Annotated in this window: 18 protein-coding genes and 1 tRNA gene; 10 read left to right on the forward strand and 9 right to left on the reverse strand. The window is 39.6% G+C overall.

Translation table 11 applies throughout. From position 1 onward, the window contains the following. Positions 1-7: 7 nt before the first annotated feature. The 4 genes from ACOKFD_RS12090 to mce form a co-directional block, all read right to left on the reverse strand. Complete coding sequence (locus ACOKFD_RS12090; protein WP_422858158.1) at positions 8-568, reverse strand: BfmA/BtgA family mobilization protein; 561 nt, start codon at positions 566-568, stop codon at positions 8-10. A gap of 350 nt (positions 569-918) precedes the next feature. Continuing rightward, a complete protein-coding gene (locus ACOKFD_RS12095; protein WP_422858159.1) occupies positions 919-2,130 on the reverse strand; it encodes a site-specific integrase in 1,212 nt (403 codons plus the stop codon). A 224-nt stretch (positions 2,131-2,354) separates the two neighbouring features. Beyond that, positions 2,355-2,428: transfer RNA gene (locus tag ACOKFD_RS12100), tRNA-Ile, on the reverse strand. Between the two features lie 67 nt (positions 2,429-2,495). After that, complete coding sequence (gene mce, locus ACOKFD_RS12105; protein ID WP_422858160.1) at positions 2,496-2,897, reverse strand: methylmalonyl-CoA epimerase; 402 nt, start codon at positions 2,895-2,897, stop codon at positions 2,496-2,498. Positions 2,898-2,989: 92 nt separating this feature from the next. On the opposite strand from mce, the gene rbfA reads away from it, so the two are divergent. Continuing rightward, complete coding sequence (gene rbfA / locus ACOKFD_RS12110) at positions 2,990-3,382, forward strand: 30S ribosome-binding factor RbfA (RefSeq protein WP_422858161.1); 393 nt, start codon at positions 2,990-2,992, stop codon at positions 3,380-3,382. A gap of 2 nt (positions 3,383-3,384) precedes the next feature. Continuing rightward, a complete protein-coding gene (locus ACOKFD_RS12115) occupies positions 3,385-4,593 on the forward strand; it encodes an ABC transporter permease (RefSeq protein ID WP_422858162.1) in 1,209 nt (402 codons plus the stop codon). Here the strand turns inward: ACOKFD_RS12115 and dusB are convergent. Next, on the reverse strand, positions 4,590-5,582 hold the full coding sequence (gene dusB / locus ACOKFD_RS12120; RefSeq protein WP_422858163.1) for a tRNA dihydrouridine synthase DusB: 993 nt from the start codon (positions 5,580-5,582) through the stop codon (positions 4,590-4,592). The two genes, ACOKFD_RS12115 and dusB, sit on opposite strands and share 4 nt — an antisense overlap. A 51-nt stretch (positions 5,583-5,633) precedes the next feature. Then, complete coding sequence (locus ACOKFD_RS12125) at positions 5,634-8,048, reverse strand: outer membrane beta-barrel protein (RefSeq protein WP_422858164.1); 2,415 nt, start codon at positions 8,046-8,048, stop codon at positions 5,634-5,636. 152 nt (positions 8,049-8,200) lie between these two features. Between ACOKFD_RS12125 and lepA the strand changes: the two genes are divergently transcribed. Further along, positions 8,201-9,997 (forward strand): translation elongation factor 4, encoded by a 1,797-nt coding sequence (gene lepA, locus ACOKFD_RS12130; RefSeq protein ID WP_422858165.1) that lies wholly within the window; start codon positions 8,201-8,203, stop codon positions 9,995-9,997. A 171-nt stretch (positions 9,998-10,168) separates the two neighbouring features. Here the strand turns inward: lepA and ACOKFD_RS12135 are convergent, their stop codons facing one another. Both ACOKFD_RS12135 and ACOKFD_RS12140 read right to left on the reverse strand, forming a co-directional pair. Next, a complete protein-coding gene (locus ACOKFD_RS12135) occupies positions 10,169-10,429 on the reverse strand; it encodes a hypothetical protein (protein WP_298996208.1) in 261 nt (86 codons plus the stop codon). Between the two features lie 117 nt (positions 10,430-10,546). Further along, positions 10,547-12,385, reverse strand: coding sequence for a sodium:proton antiporter (locus tag ACOKFD_RS12140; protein ID WP_298996206.1), 1,839 nt, complete (start codon positions 12,383-12,385; stop codon positions 10,547-10,549). Between the two features lie 181 nt (positions 12,386-12,566). Between ACOKFD_RS12140 and ACOKFD_RS12145 the strand changes: the two genes are divergently transcribed. From ACOKFD_RS12145 to ACOKFD_RS12175, 7 genes are all read left to right on the forward strand, one after another. Next, the gene (locus ACOKFD_RS12145; RefSeq protein ID WP_422858166.1) at positions 12,567-13,430 is read left to right on the forward strand and encodes an MBL fold metallo-hydrolase; all 864 of its coding nucleotides are present in this window, start codon (positions 12,567-12,569) and stop codon (positions 13,428-13,430) included. Between the two features lie 30 nt (positions 13,431-13,460). Further along, positions 13,461-15,107, forward strand: a complete 1,647-nt coding sequence (locus ACOKFD_RS12150; RefSeq protein ID WP_422858167.1) for a S8 family peptidase — start codon at positions 13,461-13,463, stop codon at positions 15,105-15,107. Between the two features lies 1 nt (position 15,108). Next, positions 15,109-16,962, forward strand: a complete 1,854-nt coding sequence (locus ACOKFD_RS12155) for a M1 family metallopeptidase (protein ID WP_422858168.1) — start codon at positions 15,109-15,111, stop codon at positions 16,960-16,962. Positions 16,963-17,030: 68 nt separating this feature from the next. After that, positions 17,031-17,450 (forward strand): ribonuclease P protein component, encoded by a 420-nt coding sequence (gene rnpA / locus ACOKFD_RS12160; RefSeq protein ID WP_422858169.1) that lies wholly within the window; start codon positions 17,031-17,033, stop codon positions 17,448-17,450. Continuing rightward, on the forward strand, positions 17,434-19,059 hold the full coding sequence (locus tag ACOKFD_RS12165; RefSeq protein WP_422858170.1) for a S41 family peptidase: 1,626 nt from the start codon (positions 17,434-17,436) through the stop codon (positions 19,057-19,059). Before rnpA ends, ACOKFD_RS12165 begins: the two co-directional genes overlap by 17 nt. 5 nt (positions 19,060-19,064) lie before the next feature. Beyond that, entirely contained in the window at positions 19,065-20,261 is a 1,197-nt protein-coding gene (locus ACOKFD_RS12170) for a hypothetical protein (protein WP_422858171.1), read from the forward strand. A gap of 29 nt (positions 20,262-20,290) precedes the next feature. After that, positions 20,291-20,587 (forward strand): antibiotic biosynthesis monooxygenase family protein, encoded by a 297-nt coding sequence (locus ACOKFD_RS12175; protein ID WP_422858172.1) that lies wholly within the window; start codon positions 20,291-20,293, stop codon positions 20,585-20,587. Between the two features lie 33 nt (positions 20,588-20,620). Here the strand turns inward: ACOKFD_RS12175 and ACOKFD_RS12180 are convergent, their stop codons facing one another. Continuing rightward, positions 20,621-21,151 (reverse strand): hypothetical protein, encoded by a 531-nt coding sequence (locus tag ACOKFD_RS12180; RefSeq protein ID WP_422858173.1) that lies wholly within the window; start codon positions 21,149-21,151, stop codon positions 20,621-20,623. Positions 21,152-21,246 lie beyond the last annotated feature (95 nt).

Genomic DNA, 21,246 nt, shown 5'->3' on the forward strand with positions numbered 1-21,246 from the left:
CTATTTTTCAGTAATCCCTTCTCATTCTTTTTTTAAGAAGTCCCAATTCAGTAGCATTGGTATCAATTGTCCAATACGAATTCCCAAACCTCGGCTTCACCAATTTAACTTTTGAAAGGAACTGTAAAACCTCTTCTTTTTCTCCTTTATATTTTTCCTCTAATTGGCTTAATCGTTCTTTCGGAATCATTCCCTCCAACTTGTTCCATTCTTCTTTTGTCATTTTTTGGAACTTCTTTTCAACCCGTTTAGGTTCTCTTCGCTTTTTTACAATTTCATGTTGACCAAAAAGTGCCAGTAGCATTGTGTTAGTAGGCAATGTCTGTGTCTTTTCAATATCTCGAATAATGGCTATCAGAGCATTAATTCGTTTGCGGGTCTTTTCACCATCTTCATCGACTCGTTTTGGAAACTTACTTGATGGTGAAATTCCGTGCCACTCGAAAAAGTCCATTACCGACTCTAATGTTTCGGAATAAGACTTTTTTATTTTCCTTGAAAATCGCCTAAACCTTTTAATAGTTCTATGATGTAATCGTATTGTCCCAAATCCATCCATTTTCTTCATTTTTACCATTCAATTGTTACAATCTAAAGCCGTGTTTATAAAGGCTGTAGGCCCAATTGTTACAATTTCAAATTTTTCTCTCCTGTTTATTTAATTTATAATATATTGATAATCAACATATTATAATTTATTTTCGAAACGTAACGTCGCTTTAGCGCGTTACCCTCTCGCTATTCAAATCAGGTCTACTTTGTATTCCTAATTTTGAATACATGAAACCCGCCTTAAATTCCAAAAAGTAAGTTGTACCCTATGAAATTTTCCCTTAACGCTTTTCTTCCCGAACACTGGAAAAATTCCGAAGGAACCAGGTGCAAAAGCCAAGGGTAAGATTTGGGATAAAACCATTGCTAATATTTTCCTGCTACCAGTTCCATATCCTTGCTCAACTTGTGGTCAAGCACCTTAGCATAAATCTGGGTAGTCCGCATGGATTGATGTCCCAGCATTTTACTTACGGACTCTATAGGTACTCCATTGGACAAAGTGACCGTAGTAGCAAATGTGTGTCGTGACAAATGGAATGTCATTCGCTTATTAATCCCGCACGTTTCCGATATTTCTTTTAAATACTGGTTCATCTTCTGATTGCTTAAAACAGGAAGCAATCGTTCCCCCACTTGCCCAATTGCTGACACTCTATATTTCTCAAGGATTGCTTCCGCTATAGGCAGAAGAGGAATAGTACTTTGTACTTTCGTTTTAGTCCGCAGAATCCTTATCCATTTTTTATTCCCTATGCTATGGATATTCTCTTCACCCAAATTTTTCACATCGATATAGGCCAAGCCCGTAAAGCAACAAAAGACAAAAACATCCCTTGTCCGTTCCAATCGAGTGGACTTGAATTCTTTCTCAATCAACAATCGTAACTCAATCTCCGTCAACACCTCACGGTACGTTTTCTTCCATCTTGCTTTCCAGTGATAGAAAGGGTCTGTCTTCATCCAACTATTGGCAAGAGCTATCCGAACTATTTTCTTGAAATTGGTCACATACTTGACAATGGTATTATGACTTCCTGCTTTGCTCAATTTCAAGTAGTGCTCAAAACCAGTGACAAACTTTAAATCCACATTGGTAATGAATAGGTCTTTCCCGCCATATTCCTGATAAATGAACTTTTCCAAGTGGTTTCGGGTTCTAATGTGCCTTCGATAAGTGCTATAGGTGTACTCGACTCCTAATAGAGTTTGCATGTTATCGTTATGGTCATCGTAAATAGAAAGCACAGTTTTGATTTTGCTTCCCTTATTTAAAAGTTTGTTCTTGATGGTAACCGCAGAATACGGTTGTCCTTGTGAAACATACTCTGCCTGGATTCGTCGGATGCGAACCTTTAGGTCGTCTAAATGATAATTGATCTCATCTATGTGCTGCCCGTTTCCGATAACCTTGTTGGAAATCGGACACCAGTCCTTGGGTTTGATTTTCCTTTTTAGACTGAGTTCGGCCCTCTTGGAATCAACTGTGATTCGAAGGAAAAGAGGGGACATTCCCTGCTTATCGGAATCACTGGTTTTTGGGTAAAAAAGGATGGAAAATGTGTTTTTAGCCTCCATAACTATGCTTTTTGGATTATTAATATCACTTGCAAATCCGAACAAAGAATTGAATATCAATTCTTTAACATAGTTTGGGTGGCATTTTTGCGAATAAAAAAGTACTCACCGAATCACTCACCAGAACGGTTGATTTCATATGATTTTATATGAAATCAATAAAAATGAAAAAGCCTGAAAACAGTTCATTTTCAGGCTTTTAGGGAATATTTAAAATTTCCCAGTGGTCCCACCTGGGCTCGAACCAGGGACCCCCTGATTATGAGTCAGGTGCTCTAACCAACTGAGCTATAGGACCTCCCTTGAAGGGGATGCAATATTAGTATTTATTTTTCTACACCGCAAGGTTTTTAACCCCTCTATACCTACTTAATATCTTGGCATAGTTCTATTAAGACTCCGTTAGTGCCTTTGGGATGCAAAAATGCTACTTTTTTATTGTCTGCCCCATTTTTTGGGAACCCTGGCAAAACAACAAAGCCTTCCCTTTCCAATCGCTTCATTTCGGTTTCCAAGTCCTCAGTAGCAAAAGCAACATGGTGGATTCCTTCTCCTTTTTTTTCCAAAAACTTGGCAATGGGACTTTCTGGATTTGTGGCTTCCAATAACTCAATTTTATTTGGGCCCGATTGAAAAAACGAGGTTTTAACTCCTTCGGAGGCAACTTCCTCCATTTTATAATGTGGAACTCCCAACAATTTTTCAAACAAAATGTTTGCTTTGCTTAAGTCCTTAACTGCAATTCCCAAATGCTCTATTTTTTCCATGCTTTATGAACGCTTAAATTTTTCGATTCAAAATTACATACAGTTTATGTATCAACTCATGAGGTTCGTCATTAATTCCGTTATTTTGCATTATGGAATCACAGAGACAGCGTAAAATAGCGGGAATCATTCAACAAGATGTGGTAGACATCCTTCAGCGTGCTGCAACTGATGGAGGAATGCAGGGCACTTTGATTTCGGTAACGAAGGTAAATGTTACTGTGGATTTATCGATTGCAAAAGTATACATCAGTATTTTTCCTAATGATAAGGACGGGGAGTTACTAAAAGGCATTCAGTCCAATCAGACCTTGATTCGACATGAGTTGGCTCAACGCACAAAGAACCAATTAAGAAGGGTGCCGGAGCTTCTTTTTTTCTTAGATGATTCTTTAGATTATATTGATGAAATTGAAAAATCCTTGAAAGGAGAGGAAAACCCCATTGAAAATAGGGATTTACTGGATAAACGCAAGAAATCCTGATTTTGAATTTTCCCTTTTACATCGCCAAACGTTATCTGAGGTCAAAAAGCAGTCAGAACGCAGTTAATATTATAAACTTCATAACGTTTTTGGTCATTGTAATTGGCTCTGCTGCTTTGTTTGTAGTGCTATCCGCATTTGCAGGATTAAAAACCTTTAGTCTATCCTTTACCAATTCTTTTGATTCCGACCTTAAGGCCTTACCGGTTACTGGAAAGCATTTCTCAATTAATCCAAACAAAGAGCGCCAATTGGGGGAAATAAAAGGGTTAGCTTCTTTTTCAAAAGAACTGGAGGAGCATGCTTACCTTAATTTTAGGGGCAAAAGTACGATTGCTTATATAAAAGGTATTGACGGAAATTATCGTTCCGTAACCGGGGTAGATAGTACCTTATATTTTGGGAATTGGGGTGTAATAGAACAAAATGCGGTTATCGGGATTGGAATCTACAATCTCTTGGGGATTCCACTGGACAACTACCAAAGCCCAATGTCGGTTCTTGTTCCAAAACCTGGTAAGGGCTCCCTATCGCAACAAGGCATCAACACCAAACCTTATAACCAACTCCCCCTTGTGGTAAGTGGTGTCTATGCAGTGGAAGAAAATCTGGACAAAAAATATGTATTCACTACCCTCAATTTGGTTCAACAACTACTGGAAAAGGACAGTACGCAGGTTTCAGGCGTTAGTTTTAAGTTGAAACCTGATTCATCTTTAGATGATGTGAAGAATGATATTCAAGCTGTTCTTGGAGATACAGTGCTTTTATTGAACCGTCAGCAATTGAACGGCACGCTATATCGAATGCTCAACACTGAAAACCTGGCCACCTATTTGATTTTTACCTTGGTTTTAATTATCGCTTTGTTCAATGTTGTTGGAGCCATAATAATGATGATTTTGGACAAGCAGCAGAATTCAAAGACCTTATTCAGTTTGGGGGCCACAATTAAAGAACTTCGTTCTGTCTATTTTATTCAAGGGCTACTTCTGACCACCCTTGGCGGGTTGATTGGCGTGTTTATTGGAAGTCTTCTTATTGGAAGTCAAATCGCTTTGGGTTGGCTAAAAATCACCCCGTCACTTGCCTACCCAGTAGAATTTAATTTTGGGAATTTGATTGTGGTTTTAGCGACTATAGTCGTTTTGGGGTTCATCTCGTCCAAAATAGCAAGTAGCCGAATTTCCAGAAAACTAATTGAAGCCTAGGCGAACTGATAGTCGCCAAATTTCTCCTGCACCTCATCAAAAGCAGCAAAGACATCTGCTGCATCATCACTGGTCACCATCTTCATTCGGTATTCTTTAAAGTGGGGGATTCCTTTAAAATAATTGGTGTAATGACGACGTGTTTCGAAAACAGCCAATTTTTCACCCTTCCAATCTATGGCCATCTGTAAATGTCTTCGAGCAGCCTCTACTCGTTCTGACATGGTTGGTGGTTCTAAGTGTGCGCCTGTTTCAAAATAGTGCTTAACCTCATTAAAAAACCAAGGATTCCCAATGCTTGCTCGTCCAATCATGGCCCCATCAAGGCCAAAATCATCTCGCATTCTCACCGCAGCTTCAGGAGAGTCTACATCGCCGTTTCCAAATACTGGAATATGCATTCTAGGATTGTTTTTCACCTGAGTAATAGGTTTCCAATCCGCCGAACCTTTGTACATTTGGACCCTGGTTCGCCCATGAATTGATATCGCTTGTATGCCCACATCTTGCAAACGCTCTGCTACCTCAACAATTTTGATTGTGCTTTGGTCCCAACCTAAACGCGTCTTTACTGTTACAGGGAGTTTGGTGCGTTTTACAATTTCACTGGTCAATTTTACCATTAATGGTATGTCCCGCAAAATACCTGCTCCAGCGTTCTTACATACCACTTTTTTTACAGGGCAGCCAAAGTTGATGTCGATGATATCCGGGTTTGATTTTTCCACGATATCCACTGCTTGGAGCATGGAGTCCAGCTCTGCACCAAAAATCTGAATACCAACAGGTCTTTCCTTCTCGTAGATGTCCAATTTGATGACGCTCTTTGCGGCATCTCTTATCAAACCTTCTGAAGAAATGAATTCCGTGTAGACCACATCAGCACCTTGTTCCTTGCAGAGTGCCCGAAACGGGGGATCGCTTACATCCTCCATCGGAGCCAATAGCAATGGAAAATCTGGGAGTTCTATGTGCGCAATATTTGGCAATTCTTTTGTTTTTTGGAACGCAAAAATACAAAATCAAAGAAAATCAGGTAGTTATTCGCTTTTCAAACGGTCTCTTTCCCTTTTATCAATACCTCTTTGGTTATCGTTCAATCTAAAATTTCCAAAATTATAGGTGAAGCCAAAACGGATAAATTGAGTCTCTGGCCTTCTTCTATAAAAATTATCTTGGTTGAGATAGCGAGACCGGTATGTTGGGATATACTGCTCCAAAAGGTCTTCAGCGGCCAAAGAAATGGAAGCTCTATTGTCAAAAAGTGACTTACGCAATCCTAGGGTAAGATTTAGTTGTTCGTCCGCAATGTAGGAACCAAATAAAAACTTGGAGAGGTATGTCATGGTCACCTCTCCTGTAAAAGTTCCATCTTTGGAAAGGGTAAGATAATTTGCCAGATACCCATACACTCCATCCACCTCATTTGTGAACTCTTGATTTCCACTTTCTACAGCTAAAAAAGTCTCTTCTTCGTGGAAAATAGAAGTATATGCATATAAAAACCAAAATGGTAAAACACCTTTACTCACCGTAAAATCCAGACCGTAGGATTTACTTCTTGTAACGTTCTGCTTGAGCTCTCTAAGGGTTAGATTTGTATTGTCCTGAAAAACCAGGTCAGCTATATTTTCGCCATTATCCCTGTAGTAAATGTCAAAGAAAAACTCGCTATTCAGTGTATAATTCAAATTGAAGTTGTTGGAAAAGCTTGGGAACAACCTTGGATTTCCTTCTTCAAAATCATTTTCATTGAAAAAGAACCGAAAGGGGTTCAGGTCATTGTATTTAGGTCGCACAACGTTCCTTCCGTAATCAAAAGCAAAACTGTGATTTTCGGAAGGGGAATATAAAATATAGACTGAAGGAAACGGTTCAAAAAAATCCTGGTTGTTGATTTCATTTAAAGTGAGGGACGTGCCTGATGCGTCTGTGAGCTCGCCCCTGACTCCAAGTTTCATAGACCACTTTTCCCAATTTTTTACCCAGCTGAAATATGCCGCGTAGACATTTTCTTCATACACAAAAACATCGGACAATGATTCATCAACCGTATCACTAAAACCTGTGAAATCTGAAAAAGCAAGTCGGCTCTCAGAGTCAATGGAAGATATTTTAAGCCCAGCCTCAATTGAACCCTGGCCTAAAGGAGAGGAATAATCTGCCTGCCCGGTATAAATTTGGATGTCTTGTGCCGCATCAGCGTTGAAGCCAAAATCCCTTAAAAAACTCCCCGTTCCATCAAAATAGGTAGAGTTCAAGCTTTGAAATGAACTTCCATCGTAATACGTGTAGTGCCCATTGAAAGATATTTTTGCTCCCTCTTTTTTCAATTTATGTTCATAGGTAAGGTCAACGGCCAAATTAGTATTGTCCAAATTAGTGTTGCTCAAGGTGTTGAAGGTGGAATCCACTTGGCCTTGCGCATTGAAAATGTCATTCTCTAACTGATTCTCTCTACTCTGGTCAAGGTTAAAGGCTAAGTTTGAAGTCAGATTCAAACTATTTCTTGAGTCCAGTTCGTAGTCCAAGATGATGTTGGCATTCTGAGGTATGGAATTATCCACTTGCTCATACTCAGTATCCCAAATCGAAAAGACATTGTTCTGTTCATTGATAAAGTTAATCCCCTTGTCTGTTTTTCTAATTTCTTTCTTTGGATTGATGGAGTAGTTCGCAAAGAGATTCAATTTTTCCGTTTTGTAGTAATGGCTCGTTCCAAAACTATACTTTGGAAATACGGCCTGGGTAACACTTCCATTGATGCTTCCTTTGTATCCAGGTGATATGGCTTTGCTAGTTACAATATTCAAAATAGGGCCGTCTTCTGCATCATACCTCGCAGAGGGGTTGGTTATCACTTCTACAGATTTAATATTCGCTCCTGAGAACCCTTGAAGCAAATCACGCACTTCTTGACTTGATAGTTGAACCTTGCGGTCATTAAGATACACTGTCGCGGTTTGTCCTCTAATCTGAAGTTCTTCTTGATTCATGATTACGCCAGGAGTACTTCGCAATATATCCCAAGAACTCCCTTGTGATATAACACTGTTCTCCACATTAAACACCAATCTATCGGTAAGGCGTTGAACTGTGGGTCGTTTTGCAGTAACCACTACCTCATCTAAATTAGTGCTAGAGGGTATGATCAAAGCCCCCAAAGAAACATCAGCGGTAACATCCAAACCTCTCGGAATTGACCCAACTCCAATGTAGCTTGCTTGAAGAAGATATAATTCCGGTTGTACTTCTTGCAGAATGAATCTTCCGGTATCGTCGGTAGATGTTCCTTGTACAAAGGTAGAATCTGCTGCTCGGAGCAATAAAACATTGGCAAAAGCAATGGATTTGTTTTCTTCGTCCACTACCTTTCCCGTAATCTTATAGGTTTGCCCCCAACATAAAATAGAAGTAAAGAAAGTAATGCAAAAAACCGAGGTGGAGCGATTCATTCACAAATGGGGTTGAATATCAAATCTAGTAAATTATTTTAGAGTCATGCCCAATGCTATGATTGCATTCTCACAAAAAATAGAGGTCTGGGAGTTAAAAGGTCTATATTTGCAGTTGATTTGAAACGTTTTACAACGTGCCCCTTTTTGATATGAAGAAGATTCGGAATTTTTGCATAATTGCACATATTGATCATGGTAAAAGTACCCTGGCCGATCGTTTACTGGATTTTACTGGTTCGGTAACGGAGCGAGAGAAACAAGATCAGCTTTTGGATAATATGGACTTGGAAAGGGAGCGTGGCATCACTATAAAAAGCCATGCAATCCAAATGGAATATGTATACCAGGGTGAAACCTATGTGCTAAACCTTATCGACACTCCTGGCCATGTGGATTTTTCATATGAAGTTTCCCGTTCTATTGCCGCTTGTGAAGGCGCTTTGCTCGTGGTTGATGCTGCCCAAAGTATTCAAGCGCAAACTATCTCCAATCTGTATTTGGCTTTGGAAAATGACTTGGAAATCATTCCAGTCTTGAACAAAGTGGATCTGCCCAGTGCCAATCCCGAAGAAGTTACGGATGATATTGTTGATTTATTGGGGTGCGACCCAGATGAAGTAATTCCCGCCAGTGCCAAAACCGGAATTGGAATTGAAGATATTCTCAGCGCGATTATTGAACGGGTGCCCGCACCAAAAGGAAATCTTGAGGAGCCCTTGCAGGCTTTGGTGTTTGATTCGGTTTATAATCCTTTTAGAGGAGTTGAAACTTATTTTAGGGTTGTAAACGGCGAAATCAGGAAAGGACAAAAAATTAAGTTTGTGGCTACGGGTAAAGACTATTTTGCTGATGAAATAGGCACCTTAAAGCTTAGTCAAATTCCCAAAAACAAAATTTCTACAGGAGACGTTGGGTATTTGATTACTGGAATTAAAGATGCCAGAGAGGTAAAGGTGGGAGACACCATTACCGATGCCAATACGCCGACCCAAAATGCCATTGAAGGATTTGAAGACGTAAAACCTATGGTTTTTGCGGGTATATACCCTGTGGATACCGAAGATTTTGAAGAGCTACGTTCTTCAATGGAAAAGCTTCAGTTGAATGATGCTTCTTTAGTTTTTACTCCTGAAAGTAGTGCAGCACTGGGCTTTGGTTTCCGTTGTGGATTTTTGGGGATGCTCCATATGGAAATCATTCAGGAACGTCTGGAGCGTGAGTTCAATATGACGGTCATCACCACAGTACCCAACGTGAGCTATCACGCCTACACCACCAAAGATCGGGAAACGGCTTTAATTGTGAACAATCCTTCTGATTTGCCAGACCCTTCAACGGTGGACCGTGTAGAAGAACCCTATATAAAGGCAACAATAATCACGAAATCGGACTTTGTGGGCAATGTAATGTCGCTTTGTATTGAAAAAAGAGGTCAAATAACCAATCAGACCTATCTAACCACACAGCGGGTTGAACTTACCTTCGATATGCCCCTCGCAGAAATCGTCTTTGATTTTTACGACCGATTGAAAACTGTTTCAAAAGGCTACGCTTCTTTCGATTATGCCCCAATAGGCATGCGAACCTCCAAACTGGTCCGAGTAGATATTTTGCTGAATGCCCAGCCCGTTGATGCCTTATCCGCATTGGTTCATTTTGATAATGCGCAGACCATTGGTAAAAAAATGTGCGAAAAACTTAAAGAGCTTATTCCCAGACAGCAATTTGACATTCCGATTCAAGCCGCCATTGGCTCCAAAATTATTTCCAGGGAAACCATCAAGGCACTTCGTAAAGATGTTACCGCCAAATGTTATGGGGGTGATATTTCCCGAAAGCGAAAACTGCTTGAAAAGCAGAAAAAGGGGAAAAAGCGAATGCGTCAAGTAGGCAATGTTGAAATTCCGCAGCAAGCTTTTATGGCTGTTTTAAAGTTGAATGATTAGTTTAAACACAACTTCAAAACAAAGGTTTTTTTAACCTCGAAACCTTTCCAATTGACCAATGCCATATATGAATTGATGATTTTCAATTTATGAACATCATTCTGAATGAAACAAAAAGGGGTGCCTTTTTAAAAAAGGCACCCCTTAAATGATTTTGGATATTATAGTTAATTACAAACCAAAATCCAATTCCAAATCACCACTACATATTTGGTCAGTAAACGTTTCAAAAGGAACTCCATCCAAATCAACAACATCAGATTCTCCTTCAACCGTAATGGTTGCTGTTCCATCTCCATTATCAACAAAAGTGGCGGGGACTAGCCCTAGAATACTACAATTTCTTGTGTTTCCATCACCATCATCATCACCGGAACAACCCGTGAAACCAATAGAGGCAATTATTGCAAGAGCAAAAATTATTTTTTTCATAATTACAAAAAGATTAGAGGTTAAATGTTTTTCGAAGACAAATAACCGTATCAAATCTTTTTAAGCCTAAAACTTGTTGTGAAGAGACAAGAAAATGTGGTGCCTGCTTGAACCGGACTAGGAAACCTGTTCCTCTAGCTCGAAAACCTTTCCTAAATACACTAACTTAAATCCTTCTCCATTGGGATTAAACTCTTTGTAGTTCAAAGGCATGATATCTATTTTTCCATCTGGAGACTTGGTGAAGATGGGTACAATATCGGTATCTTCGCTTGCGGTTTCGATAAGTGCATCGTAATGCGCCTTATCTTTAATGTCCACCTCTTGGATAGATGGGTATTTTTCAGAAGTTTCCGTAAATTTTATAAAATCATATGTGGGAGAGAAAAGACCATTGGCAGGCAAGTTTTCCGGATGGTTGATTTCTTCCGTACTTGCCAAACGGAATGCTCCGTTCTCGCCAAATTGTTTCTCGAACTTATCCAATGCATAGGTGTTGATATCTGTATTTCCCGTTAAGGCAATTAAATAACCAACATCATTTAATTCTATGTTGTCCGTTAGTGTATCCGAATAAATGTTGGCGACCAAGGCTTCCAAACCTATTTTTTTGGCCTTATCCACATTCGTTTGATTGTTGTCAATAAGCACTACGTGTCTACCATTCTTTTTCAAGTAATTGCCAATAAGTCGAGATACTTTAGAAGCCCCTATTATTAGGATACCATCAGATTGTTTAAGGAAGACCCCAATAACCTTGGCAAAAAAACGCGCTGTGGTGGCATTCAGCAAAACTGTTCCCAAAACAATCATAAAAACCAATGGGGTAATGTACTCAGCTCCTGGTTCTCCTTTTATCAGCAGCTTAGAGCCAAATAGCGATGCAATACCAGCAGCTACAATTCCGCGAGGACCCACCCAACCAATAAATAGTTTTTCGTTGAACTTCAAATTTGAACCCTGCGTGCTTATAAATACGCCCAGAGGTCGGATGATGAAAACAATCACAGCAAATAGCATTGCAGAATTCCAATTGTATACCAATTCCATATCACTGATGTTGATATTTGCAGCCAACAAGATGAAAAGAATGGATATCAAGAGTACGCTCAACGATTCCTTAAAATATAATAGTTCTTTAAGGTTGGGTAAGTTCATATTTCCTAAAACCATTCCCATTACCACAACAGCCAAAAGCCCAGATTCATGTGCAAACAAATCTGACTCCACAAAAACCAACAGCACTACCGATAATGAAACGACATTCAATAGGTAATGTGGTATAAAGTTTCTTTTAATGGCAAATGCCAAGGCGTGTGCAAAGGTGAACCCGAAGGTTGTTCCGAACAATAAGATTTTGCCAAACTCTATAAGTGCCGTTTTTGTAAATGCCTGGCCTTCACCTACGCTGATAAATTCAAAAACAAGGACCGCCACTAAGGCCCCTATTGGATCTATGAGTATGCCTTCCCACTTCAAAACCGTGGAAACATCTTTCTTTAGGGGAATGTTTCTTAATATGGGAGCAATAACCGTTGGTCCGGTCACGATAATGAGTGCAGAAAACAAAAACGAAATCTGCCAAGACAACTCAAAAAAGTAATGAGCCGCAACGCCAGCCCCAAAAAAGGTAACTATAGTGCCGAGGGTAATCAGTTTGGTTATTACTGGTCCTACAGTCGCAATCTCGGCCCGTTTTAAGGTCAGACCACCTTCAAAAAGTATAATGCTGATTGCCAACGAAACAAAGTAGTACAATCCATCACCTGGGAAAAGCCCCTTGGTTCCGTTCCAAATAGGTTCTATCAATTTAGAACCATCCTCAGTGTACAAAGTTGCAATTGGCCCGACCAAAAGCCCAATTAAAATAAGAGGTAAAATGGCCGGTAATTTCAGACGCCAAGCCACCCATTGTGCTATGATTCCAAGAATAATAATTCCAGCCAGTTCGAGCATTGGTCAATTTTTGGTTAAAATAGGATTTTTCTTCCAATCTTTTGGTGCATTCTTGCTTGATCTGTTGTAAATCAAAGCGATTTCTTCCATTTTTTATTTTGTTAAAAAAGGGCCAATAATAATTCCATTTTAAAGACAAACTGTCTAGGTTTTCTTATTTTGCGCGTCCTTTGCTTTTCAAATGACGCTTTATCCCGTTGAGACTGGAAATTTTAAGTTAGATGGTGGGGCCATGTTCGGTGTGGTTCCAAAGTCGCTCTGGACAAGAACAAATCCCGCAGATTCCAACAATATGATCGACCTAGCGGCACGTTGTCTTCTTATTGAAGATGGTGATCGATTGATTCTGATTGATTCCGGGCTGGGAAACAAGCAATCTGAAAAGTTTTTCAGCTACTACTACCAATGGGGCGACCAGACATTAGATGGTTCACTACAAAAATTGGGTTTTCATAGGGATGACATCACTGATGTTTTCATGACCCACCTTCATTTTGACCATTGTGGTGGAAGCATTCAATGGAATTCTGACCGGACTGGATATGAACCAGCATTTAAGAATGCCCGTTTTTGGACGAACAAAGACCATTGGGAATGGGCCATTCATCCCAACGCCCGTGAAAAAGCTTCTTTTTTAAAAGAAAACTTGCTCCCCATGGAAGAAAGTGGTCAGTTGAACTTCATTCAAAGAGACCATTCCAATTTTATTAAAAATTGCGAGCTTGGATTTGATGTTCTTTTTGTTGACGGGCATACTGAAAAGCAAATGCTGCCCTTAATCCAATACAAAGGAAAGACCCTGGTTTTTGTCGCCGACCTTGTTCCAACGGTTGGTCACATCCCTTTGCCATATGTAATGGGTTATGATATGAGACCATTACAGACCCTTAAAGAAAAAGCGGTGTTTTTAAATGAAGCCGCAGACAACAATTACATTCTATTTTTTGAGCATGATGCCCATAATGAGCTTTGTTCTTTGAAACATACCGAAAAAGGGGTTCGGTTGGACGAATTGTTCACCTTCAATGAATTATTAAACCCCTAAAGCTGTTTATATTACACTAAAATACATTTTATGATTTCTACATACACCAAATTTTCTGCAGCCCTTTCACTGTCTATTTTACTGATGGGTTGTGGGGCAACTACATTGGTCGCAACACCTGTTGCAAATATTGATACCGTTCCCTTAAAAATTACGGAACTTACCGAAAACCAACAGAAAACTTGGGGCCATGCCGACCTTATCGCCGATACTATTCCCGGGATGAGCGTGGACAAAGCATATAGAGAAATCATCAAAAACAGAAAAGGGAAAACGGTGATTGTTGCCGTTGTAGATTCAGGGATAGACTTAGAGCATGAAGATTTGGACGATGTGCTCTGGACCAATAAGGGTGAAAAACCCAATAACGGAAAGGATGATGACGGGAATGGGTATGTTGATGATATTCATGGGTATAATTTTTTGGGTGAATCTTACAATGAACAACTTGAATACGCCCGAATACTTCGTTTGAACATTGGAGATGCTTCAACGCGCGCCAAAGCACGGTTGCTATTGGATAAAGAATATCCAGAAGCGGTACAGAACAAACAACAATATGAGCAAATACTTCAAGTAGTAAAAAATGCTGATGAAGCTGCAAGAAAAGCTTTGGGGAAAGAGATATATTCCAAAGAAGATTTAAGCTCTATCCAAGATAAGAGCGAACAAATGCAACAGAACGTTGCGATTCTTACTCAAATGTTCTCTTATGGTGATGATATTCCAACGGTTATAGATGAACTCAATGAAGGAATAACGTATTTCACCGAACAGGTCAATTACAACTTAAACAAAGATTTTGACGGGAGAAAACCAGTTGGTGACAACCCTTATAACTTTAGTGACACGGCTTATGGCAATGGAAATCCTAAAAACAGGGTAGAAAGTGAAAGCCATGGTACACATGTGGCTGGAATTATTGCAGCTGAGCGAAATAATGGAAAAGGAGTAAATGGTGTTGCCAAAAATGTGGAAATAATGAGTCTTAGAGCGGTTCCAAATGGAGACGAGTATGATAAAGACATCGCATTTGCCATTCGATATGCGGTTGACAACGGTGCAAAAATCATCAATTGCAGTTTTGGAAAATCCTTCTCACCTAATGCAAAGTGGGTTTATGATGCTATTAAATATGCCGCTTCAAAAGATGTGCTTATTGTTCATGCAGCAGGAAATGATGGGAATGATTTGGACAATCCGGACAACCCTAACTATCCAAACGACCACATGTATAATGGTTCCGAGATTTCGAACAATGTAATCACAGTGGGCGCCTTGACCAGTAAATATGGCTCTGAAATGGTTGCAGGTTTTTCTAATTATGGTGTACAAAATGTAGATGTTTTTGCTCCTGGCGCCAAGGTCTATTCAACAATGCCCAACAACTCTTATGATTTTCAGGGGGGAACCTCTATGGCAGCACCTGCTGTTGCGGGAATAGCTGCTCTAATCCGTTCCTACTACCCACAACTTTCTGCTTCACAGGTAAAGCAAGTGCTTATGCAATCAGGTCTGAGTACAAAAACTTCAGTTATTGTTTCTGGGGATGCTTCAAAAGCCACTACATTTAATAGCATTTCTAAATCTGGAAAAATGGTCAATGCCTATAATGCTTTATTAATGGCTGACAACATCTCAAAAGGAAGACAAACTTTGGCTTCAAACACAAAATAAAATGAAAAGAACTCTATTCTATTTTTTAGGCGTTTTCTCCGGTATTGCATCTCTTTTGGGTCAATCCCATCCTGGGTATTGGCAGCAAGAAGTGGATTACACCATGGAAGTTGATATGAATGTGGAAACCTACCAATATACCGGGACCCAGAAATTGGTCTATACCAATAATTCTCCGGATATACTTAATCGGGTTTTTTATCATTTGTATTACAATGCTTTTCAACCTGGAAGTGAAATGGATGTAAGGCTCCAGAGCATAAAAGATCCAGATGGTAGAATGATGGAAAACGGGAAAAGTAGAATAGCGTCCCTTTCAGAAAGTGAAATGGGCTACTTGCACACAATCTCTTTGAAACAAGATGGCAAAGCCGTCAATTTTAATGAAGAAGGCACCATTTTGGTTGTGGATTTGGCCACACCGATTCCTCCGGGTGGAAAAACAACCCTTGATATGAAATTTAAGGGACAAGTGCCGTTACAGATACGTCGCTCTGGCCGAAATAGTAAAGAAGGCGTGGCACTTTCAATGAGCCAGTGGTATCCTAAGCTTTCGGAATATGATGTGGAAGGTTGGCACCCCAATCCTTACATTGCCCGAGAGTTTCATGGTGTTTGGGGTAATTTTGATGTAAAGCTGACCATTGACAAAGACTACACTGTAGGGGGTTCGGGTTATCTCCAAAACCCACAAGAAATTGGACATGGTTATGAGGCTCCAGGAACGACAGTAAAAACAAAAGGGAAGACATTAACTTGGCACTTTGTGGCTCCCAATGTTCATGACTTTATGTGGGCTGCGGATCCTGAATACGTTCATGACATTGTAGAAATGGAAGATGGACCCACTTTGCATTTTTTCTATAAAAACGACCCTGAAATTCAGGAGAACTGGAAGAATCTTCAACCCAAAACCGAGGAAACCATGCGTTTCTTTAGTACTAATATTGGAAAATATCCCTATGACCAATATTCCGTGGTACAAGGGGGAGACGGCGGTATGGAATATGCCATGAGCACCCTTATCACTGGAAAAAGACAGTTTTCAAGTTTGGTTGGGGTAATGGTTCATGAAATGGCGCACTCTTGGTTCCAACACGTTTTAGCTACCAATGAATCTAAATATGAATGGATGGATGAAGGATTCACCTCCTTTATAAGCAGTCTTTGCATGAACGAGATTATGGGTCAAAACAAAGACAACCCTTTTGAAGGTTCTTACAAAAGTTATTTTGCTTTAATAAACTCCGGACTGGAATTACCTCAAACCACGCACGCCGATCGCTATGCGACCAACTTTGCCTATGGGGTTGCTGCTTATAGCAAGGGCTCCATTTTTCTTTCCCAATTAGGTTATGTTATCGGTCAGGATAAGTTGTTGGAAACAATCAAGAAATACTTCGAAGACTTTAAATTCAAACATCCCGTGCCTAATGACATCAAACGCACCGCGGAAAAGGTATCTGGAATGCAGTTGGATTGGTATTTAACGGATTGGACACAGACTACAAATACAATAGACTATGCAATTAAAAGTGTTGAGTCTAGCGAAGGTTCCACCAAAGTGGTTCTAGAGCGTATAGGTCTTATGCCAATGCCATTGGATATTTTGGTTGTAGGGAAAGATGGAACCAATGAAACATACTATGTGCCTTTGCAAATTATGCGTGGCGAAAAAGACAATCCATATCCTCAATTTAAGCGAACGGTTGCAAAAGATTGGGCTTGGGCGCACCCTACTTATGAGCTTGTTCTGGATAGGACTTTGGATTCTATTGAAGCCATAGCGCTAGATCCATCGCAATTAATGGCGGATGTGGACAAACAAAACAACGTATTTCAGGTTGCTGAGTAAGACCTGAGCTTCGTTTTGCTTCTTCCTATATTTGAAGCATATAAATTCCCTGTGTTCCATTTATATAAATGGAACCTGAACAGTCTATGGGCTCCATTAAGAAAGAACATACCTTTTCCAAAAAAGAAAAATTGAAAGGCAAAAAAGCCTTTGAAGCCCTTTTTTCTGAGGGCAAAACCCTAAAAGTGTATCCTTTACAGCTACGATATCTTCCCATGGATTTTGGGGATGAGTCAAAAGTTAAGGTAGCAGTGGTCGCACCGAAAAGAAAGTTTAAAAAAGCTTTTCAGAGAAACCGGGTAAAGCGCCTTCTGCGTGAAGCTTTCAGGGCAAACAAATCCCTTGTTTTTAACAACATAGAGGGAAATTTTGCGTTGCTATTTTTATATATTGGCCATACTATGCCCACTTTTTCGGAGGTAGAGGCAGCTGTGCGGGAACTTCTGCAGAATTTTGTAAAACTTGAACTCCATGAAAAGAATAGCTAAAAAAAAGATTGTCCTCCCCTTGATTGCCATTGTATTTCTTGTGGTGGGAAGCAGTTTTAAAAGTGATTTTTTTGAAATTGCCAAACAGATTGAAATCTTTACCACGCTCTTTAAAGAGCTCAACATGAACTATGTTGATGAGACCAACCCTGCTGAGCTTATGGACTCAGCAATAAAGAATATGCTCGATGAGCTCGATCCCTATACGAGTTTTCTTAATGAACAAGATGTAGAGGCTTTTCGTATTAACAATGCTGGTGAGTATTCCGGTATTGGAGCATTAGTTCGTTCTTATGAAAGTAAATTGTTGATAATTGAACCCTATGAAGGATACCCAGCAGACAAAGCGGGGCTTAAAGCTGGCGACGAAATCATTAAAATTGGAGAGACTCTGGTCTCTGACTTCGATGACAATGCCAGTGAGTTGCTTAAAGGGGCTAATGGTACCAGTGTAGACATTTCCTTTGTGCGCCAAGGAGAGACCAAAAAAGCCACTTTAAACCGTGAAGGTGTAGAAGTAGATGCGGTACCGTATTATAGTATGATTGATGATAAAACCGGTTATGTTGTTTTATCTCGGTTCAACAGAAAAGCTTCTAGCCAGACCAAATCTGCCATGCAAGACCTAAAAGGTCAAGGCATGGAACGTATGATTCTCGATTTACGAGGAAATCCTGGTGGTTTGCTTACAGAGGCCATAAACGTAACCAATTTGTTTGTTCCCAAAGACGAACTGATAGTTACTACCAAATCAAAGGTCAAAAAATTCAATCAGCAATATAAAACCAAAAAGCAGCCGGAGGACCTTGATATTCCTTTGGTTGTCTTGGTCGATGGAAGTAGTGCTTCGGCTAGTGAAATTGTTTCTGGAGGGCTTCAAGATTTAGATAGAGCCGTTGTAATGGGTGCGCGTAGTTTTGGAAAAGGACTTGTACAACGACCCTTAAAACTCACTTATGGCACGCAATTGAAAGTAACTATTTCTCGTTACTATACTCCTTCGGGAAGATGCATACAATCCTTGGACTATTGGAACAGGGATGAAGAAGGAAATGCCATTCGGAACACGAAATTCAAAGAATTCACTACGCGTAATGGTAGAAAAGTACAAGATGGAGGAGGTGTTATGCCAGATGTGGAAATATCTACTTTAAAAACAAATACGTTGCTGGATGCCTTAAAAAGTAATCTGATGATTTTTGATTACGCTACCGATTTCTATTACGATAATTCATTCGATTCGGTTGATTCGTTTACTTTTTCTGATGCTGATTTTGATAGCTTTAAAAAATATGCCCGAGAACAAGATTTCTCATTTAAGACAGAAACAGAAACCCAGCTAGAAGAATCCATCAACTCAGAAGAGCATTTATTGGGCTCGGATGTACAAAACAAATACAAAGATCTTTTATTAGCGGTTAACCAAGGCAAAATAAAAGCCCTCGACACTTTTAAAGATGAAATAAAAAAGAATCTTGAAGACGAAATCATCAAACGCTACTTTTACAGAAACGGGCTTTATGATTATTATTTGAACCACGATGAGGCCATATTGGCAGCAACAGAACTTCTGTCCAATTCTTCTGCATACCAAGATATCTTGAACTAAAAGCAGTGTCTATTAAATACTTTCTTTTATGTACTTCTTTTGCGCTATTTGCATCGACCCATGCGCAAGAAGTTTACAAAAAAGGAACAATATTGGATTCTATTCCGGTCTCAGGCACAACCGATGAGAGTTTTGCACTCTATCTACCCAACGGATTCAAAGAGAATGAACTAAGTTCCATTGTTTTTATTTTTGAGCCCGCCGCAAGGTCAGTAATAGGAATTCGGCCATTTATTCCAGCGGCAGAAAAATACGGTCATATTCTGGTCTGTTCCAATAATTCAAGAAACAGTAGTTATGAGCGTAATTTTGGCATAGCCAATAACTTATTTGCCTATATTTTTTCCCGCTTCAATATCAAGGAAGACGAAATGTACCTTTCTGGCTTTTCTGGAGGTTCCCGATTAGCTTGCGCAATAGCTTCACTTACCCATCAATTTGCGGGAGTCGTGGCTTGTGGTGCGGGTTTTCCCAGTGTGCCAGATTACAAGCCCAGTACACAAGAGTATGCCTACGTGGGTATTATTGGGGATAGGGACATGAACTACAGGGAGATGTTGAAAAATGAAGATTTCCTCCAATTGCTAAAATTCAACAGCACACTTATTACACATAAAGGAAATCATTCTTGGCCGGCCCCCGAACAAATTACCCGTGCATTTGATTGGCTTCATCTTCAAAAATTGAAAAAAGCATCATTAGAAGATTCTGATGAGATAATGAATCTTTATATGGAAGCCTTTAAAAGAGTTGAAGAATTTAAAGCAGGTAATGAGCTTTTGCGTGCTTCAGAACAATATGAAAGAATTACCAAAACCTTTCGTGATTTTGTTTCAGTGGATACTTTGGTTCAACAACATCAAAAACTACTAGCTTCCAAAGCATATAAAAAGCAGACAGCCTCCCTTGCTGATATTATAAAACTGGAAGAAAAAATTGCGAATAAGTTTAATTCTCGTATTACCTCTGATTTTGAGAATCCGAAAAAGACCAATTTTGGTTGGTGGGAAAAAGAATTGGCCAAACTGGACGCACTTGAAGAAAAAGGAGATGCAGAAACCCAAAATATGGTATACCGAATAAAATTTGATGTTTTTGTAAGAGCGTACTCCCGTAAAAACACTTTGCTTTATGAAGAAAACCCAGAACAAACTGCATTAATAGAACAATTTATAAACCTGATTTACCCAAAGAACGAGTAGGAACCAAGATTGAAAAAGACTACACAAAAATGATTCGGATAATATATACTTGGAGCGTAGAACCAGAAAAATTGAACCTTTTTATTGAGACATGGAAAAAGACTACCAATACAATCCATGAACAGGTAAAGGGTGCCAGAGGGAGCTTTATGATTCAAAATGACAACGATACCAAAGAGATAAAAACAGTGGCCCGCTGGGATTCTTTAGAAGACTGGAAGAATTTTTGGAAAAGCAACAATAAAACAAAAATGGAATCTATGCATGAATTGGGTCATCGTGTTTCTGTAGATATTTTTAAAGAAATTGATGATTTTACTAGATAATGTTTTGAGTTTTACTTTTCAAGAGTGAATGCTTTACCCACCAATGAGATAGGATTCGGGTATTGGATATTCCGGACTCTCGCCCATCCAGAAAATGCTAACAATATACCATCGGTCCTTGCCTTTTAGTAATTGAATACTATTAATGCCCCGGGTAAATGGCTTATCATCATCCTGATTTCGGCGAGATTCATATGTGGAAAATACATGGGCAATAGTTCCATATTGTTCGACCCTTCTGGCCACTTCCACTTCAAAAAAACCATCCTTTTCTAGATTGCTTCCTGCCTTATTGATATAATCATCCAAACTCCAATATCTATATCCCACGTCCCCAGTTTGCGGGTTTTGCCCCGATGGTATCAGCACTGCTTCGGGAATAAACAAACTGCGCATTCTATCCCAATCCCTTTTTTCACCAGCCGGGCCGGAAATAACATCATATACTGCAGCGATTATGGCATCTATGGATGCAACATCTTTTGGGTTTCCTTTAGCGGGTTCTTGTGATTGAACGGAAACCGTTGTGAAGACCAGGATAATTGTGACTTTAAACTTTTTCATTTCTGATGGTTTAATGTTGCGATTGACACAAGTAATTTTTTTAAGGTAAGAAATTTGCTCCTAAAGACTACAAAAACCAAAATCATCAAAAAGCG

Source organism: Flagellimonas ulvae (genome assembly GCF_049333175.1).
Classification (GTDB): domain Bacteria; phylum Bacteroidota; class Bacteroidia; order Flavobacteriales; family Flavobacteriaceae; genus Flagellimonas.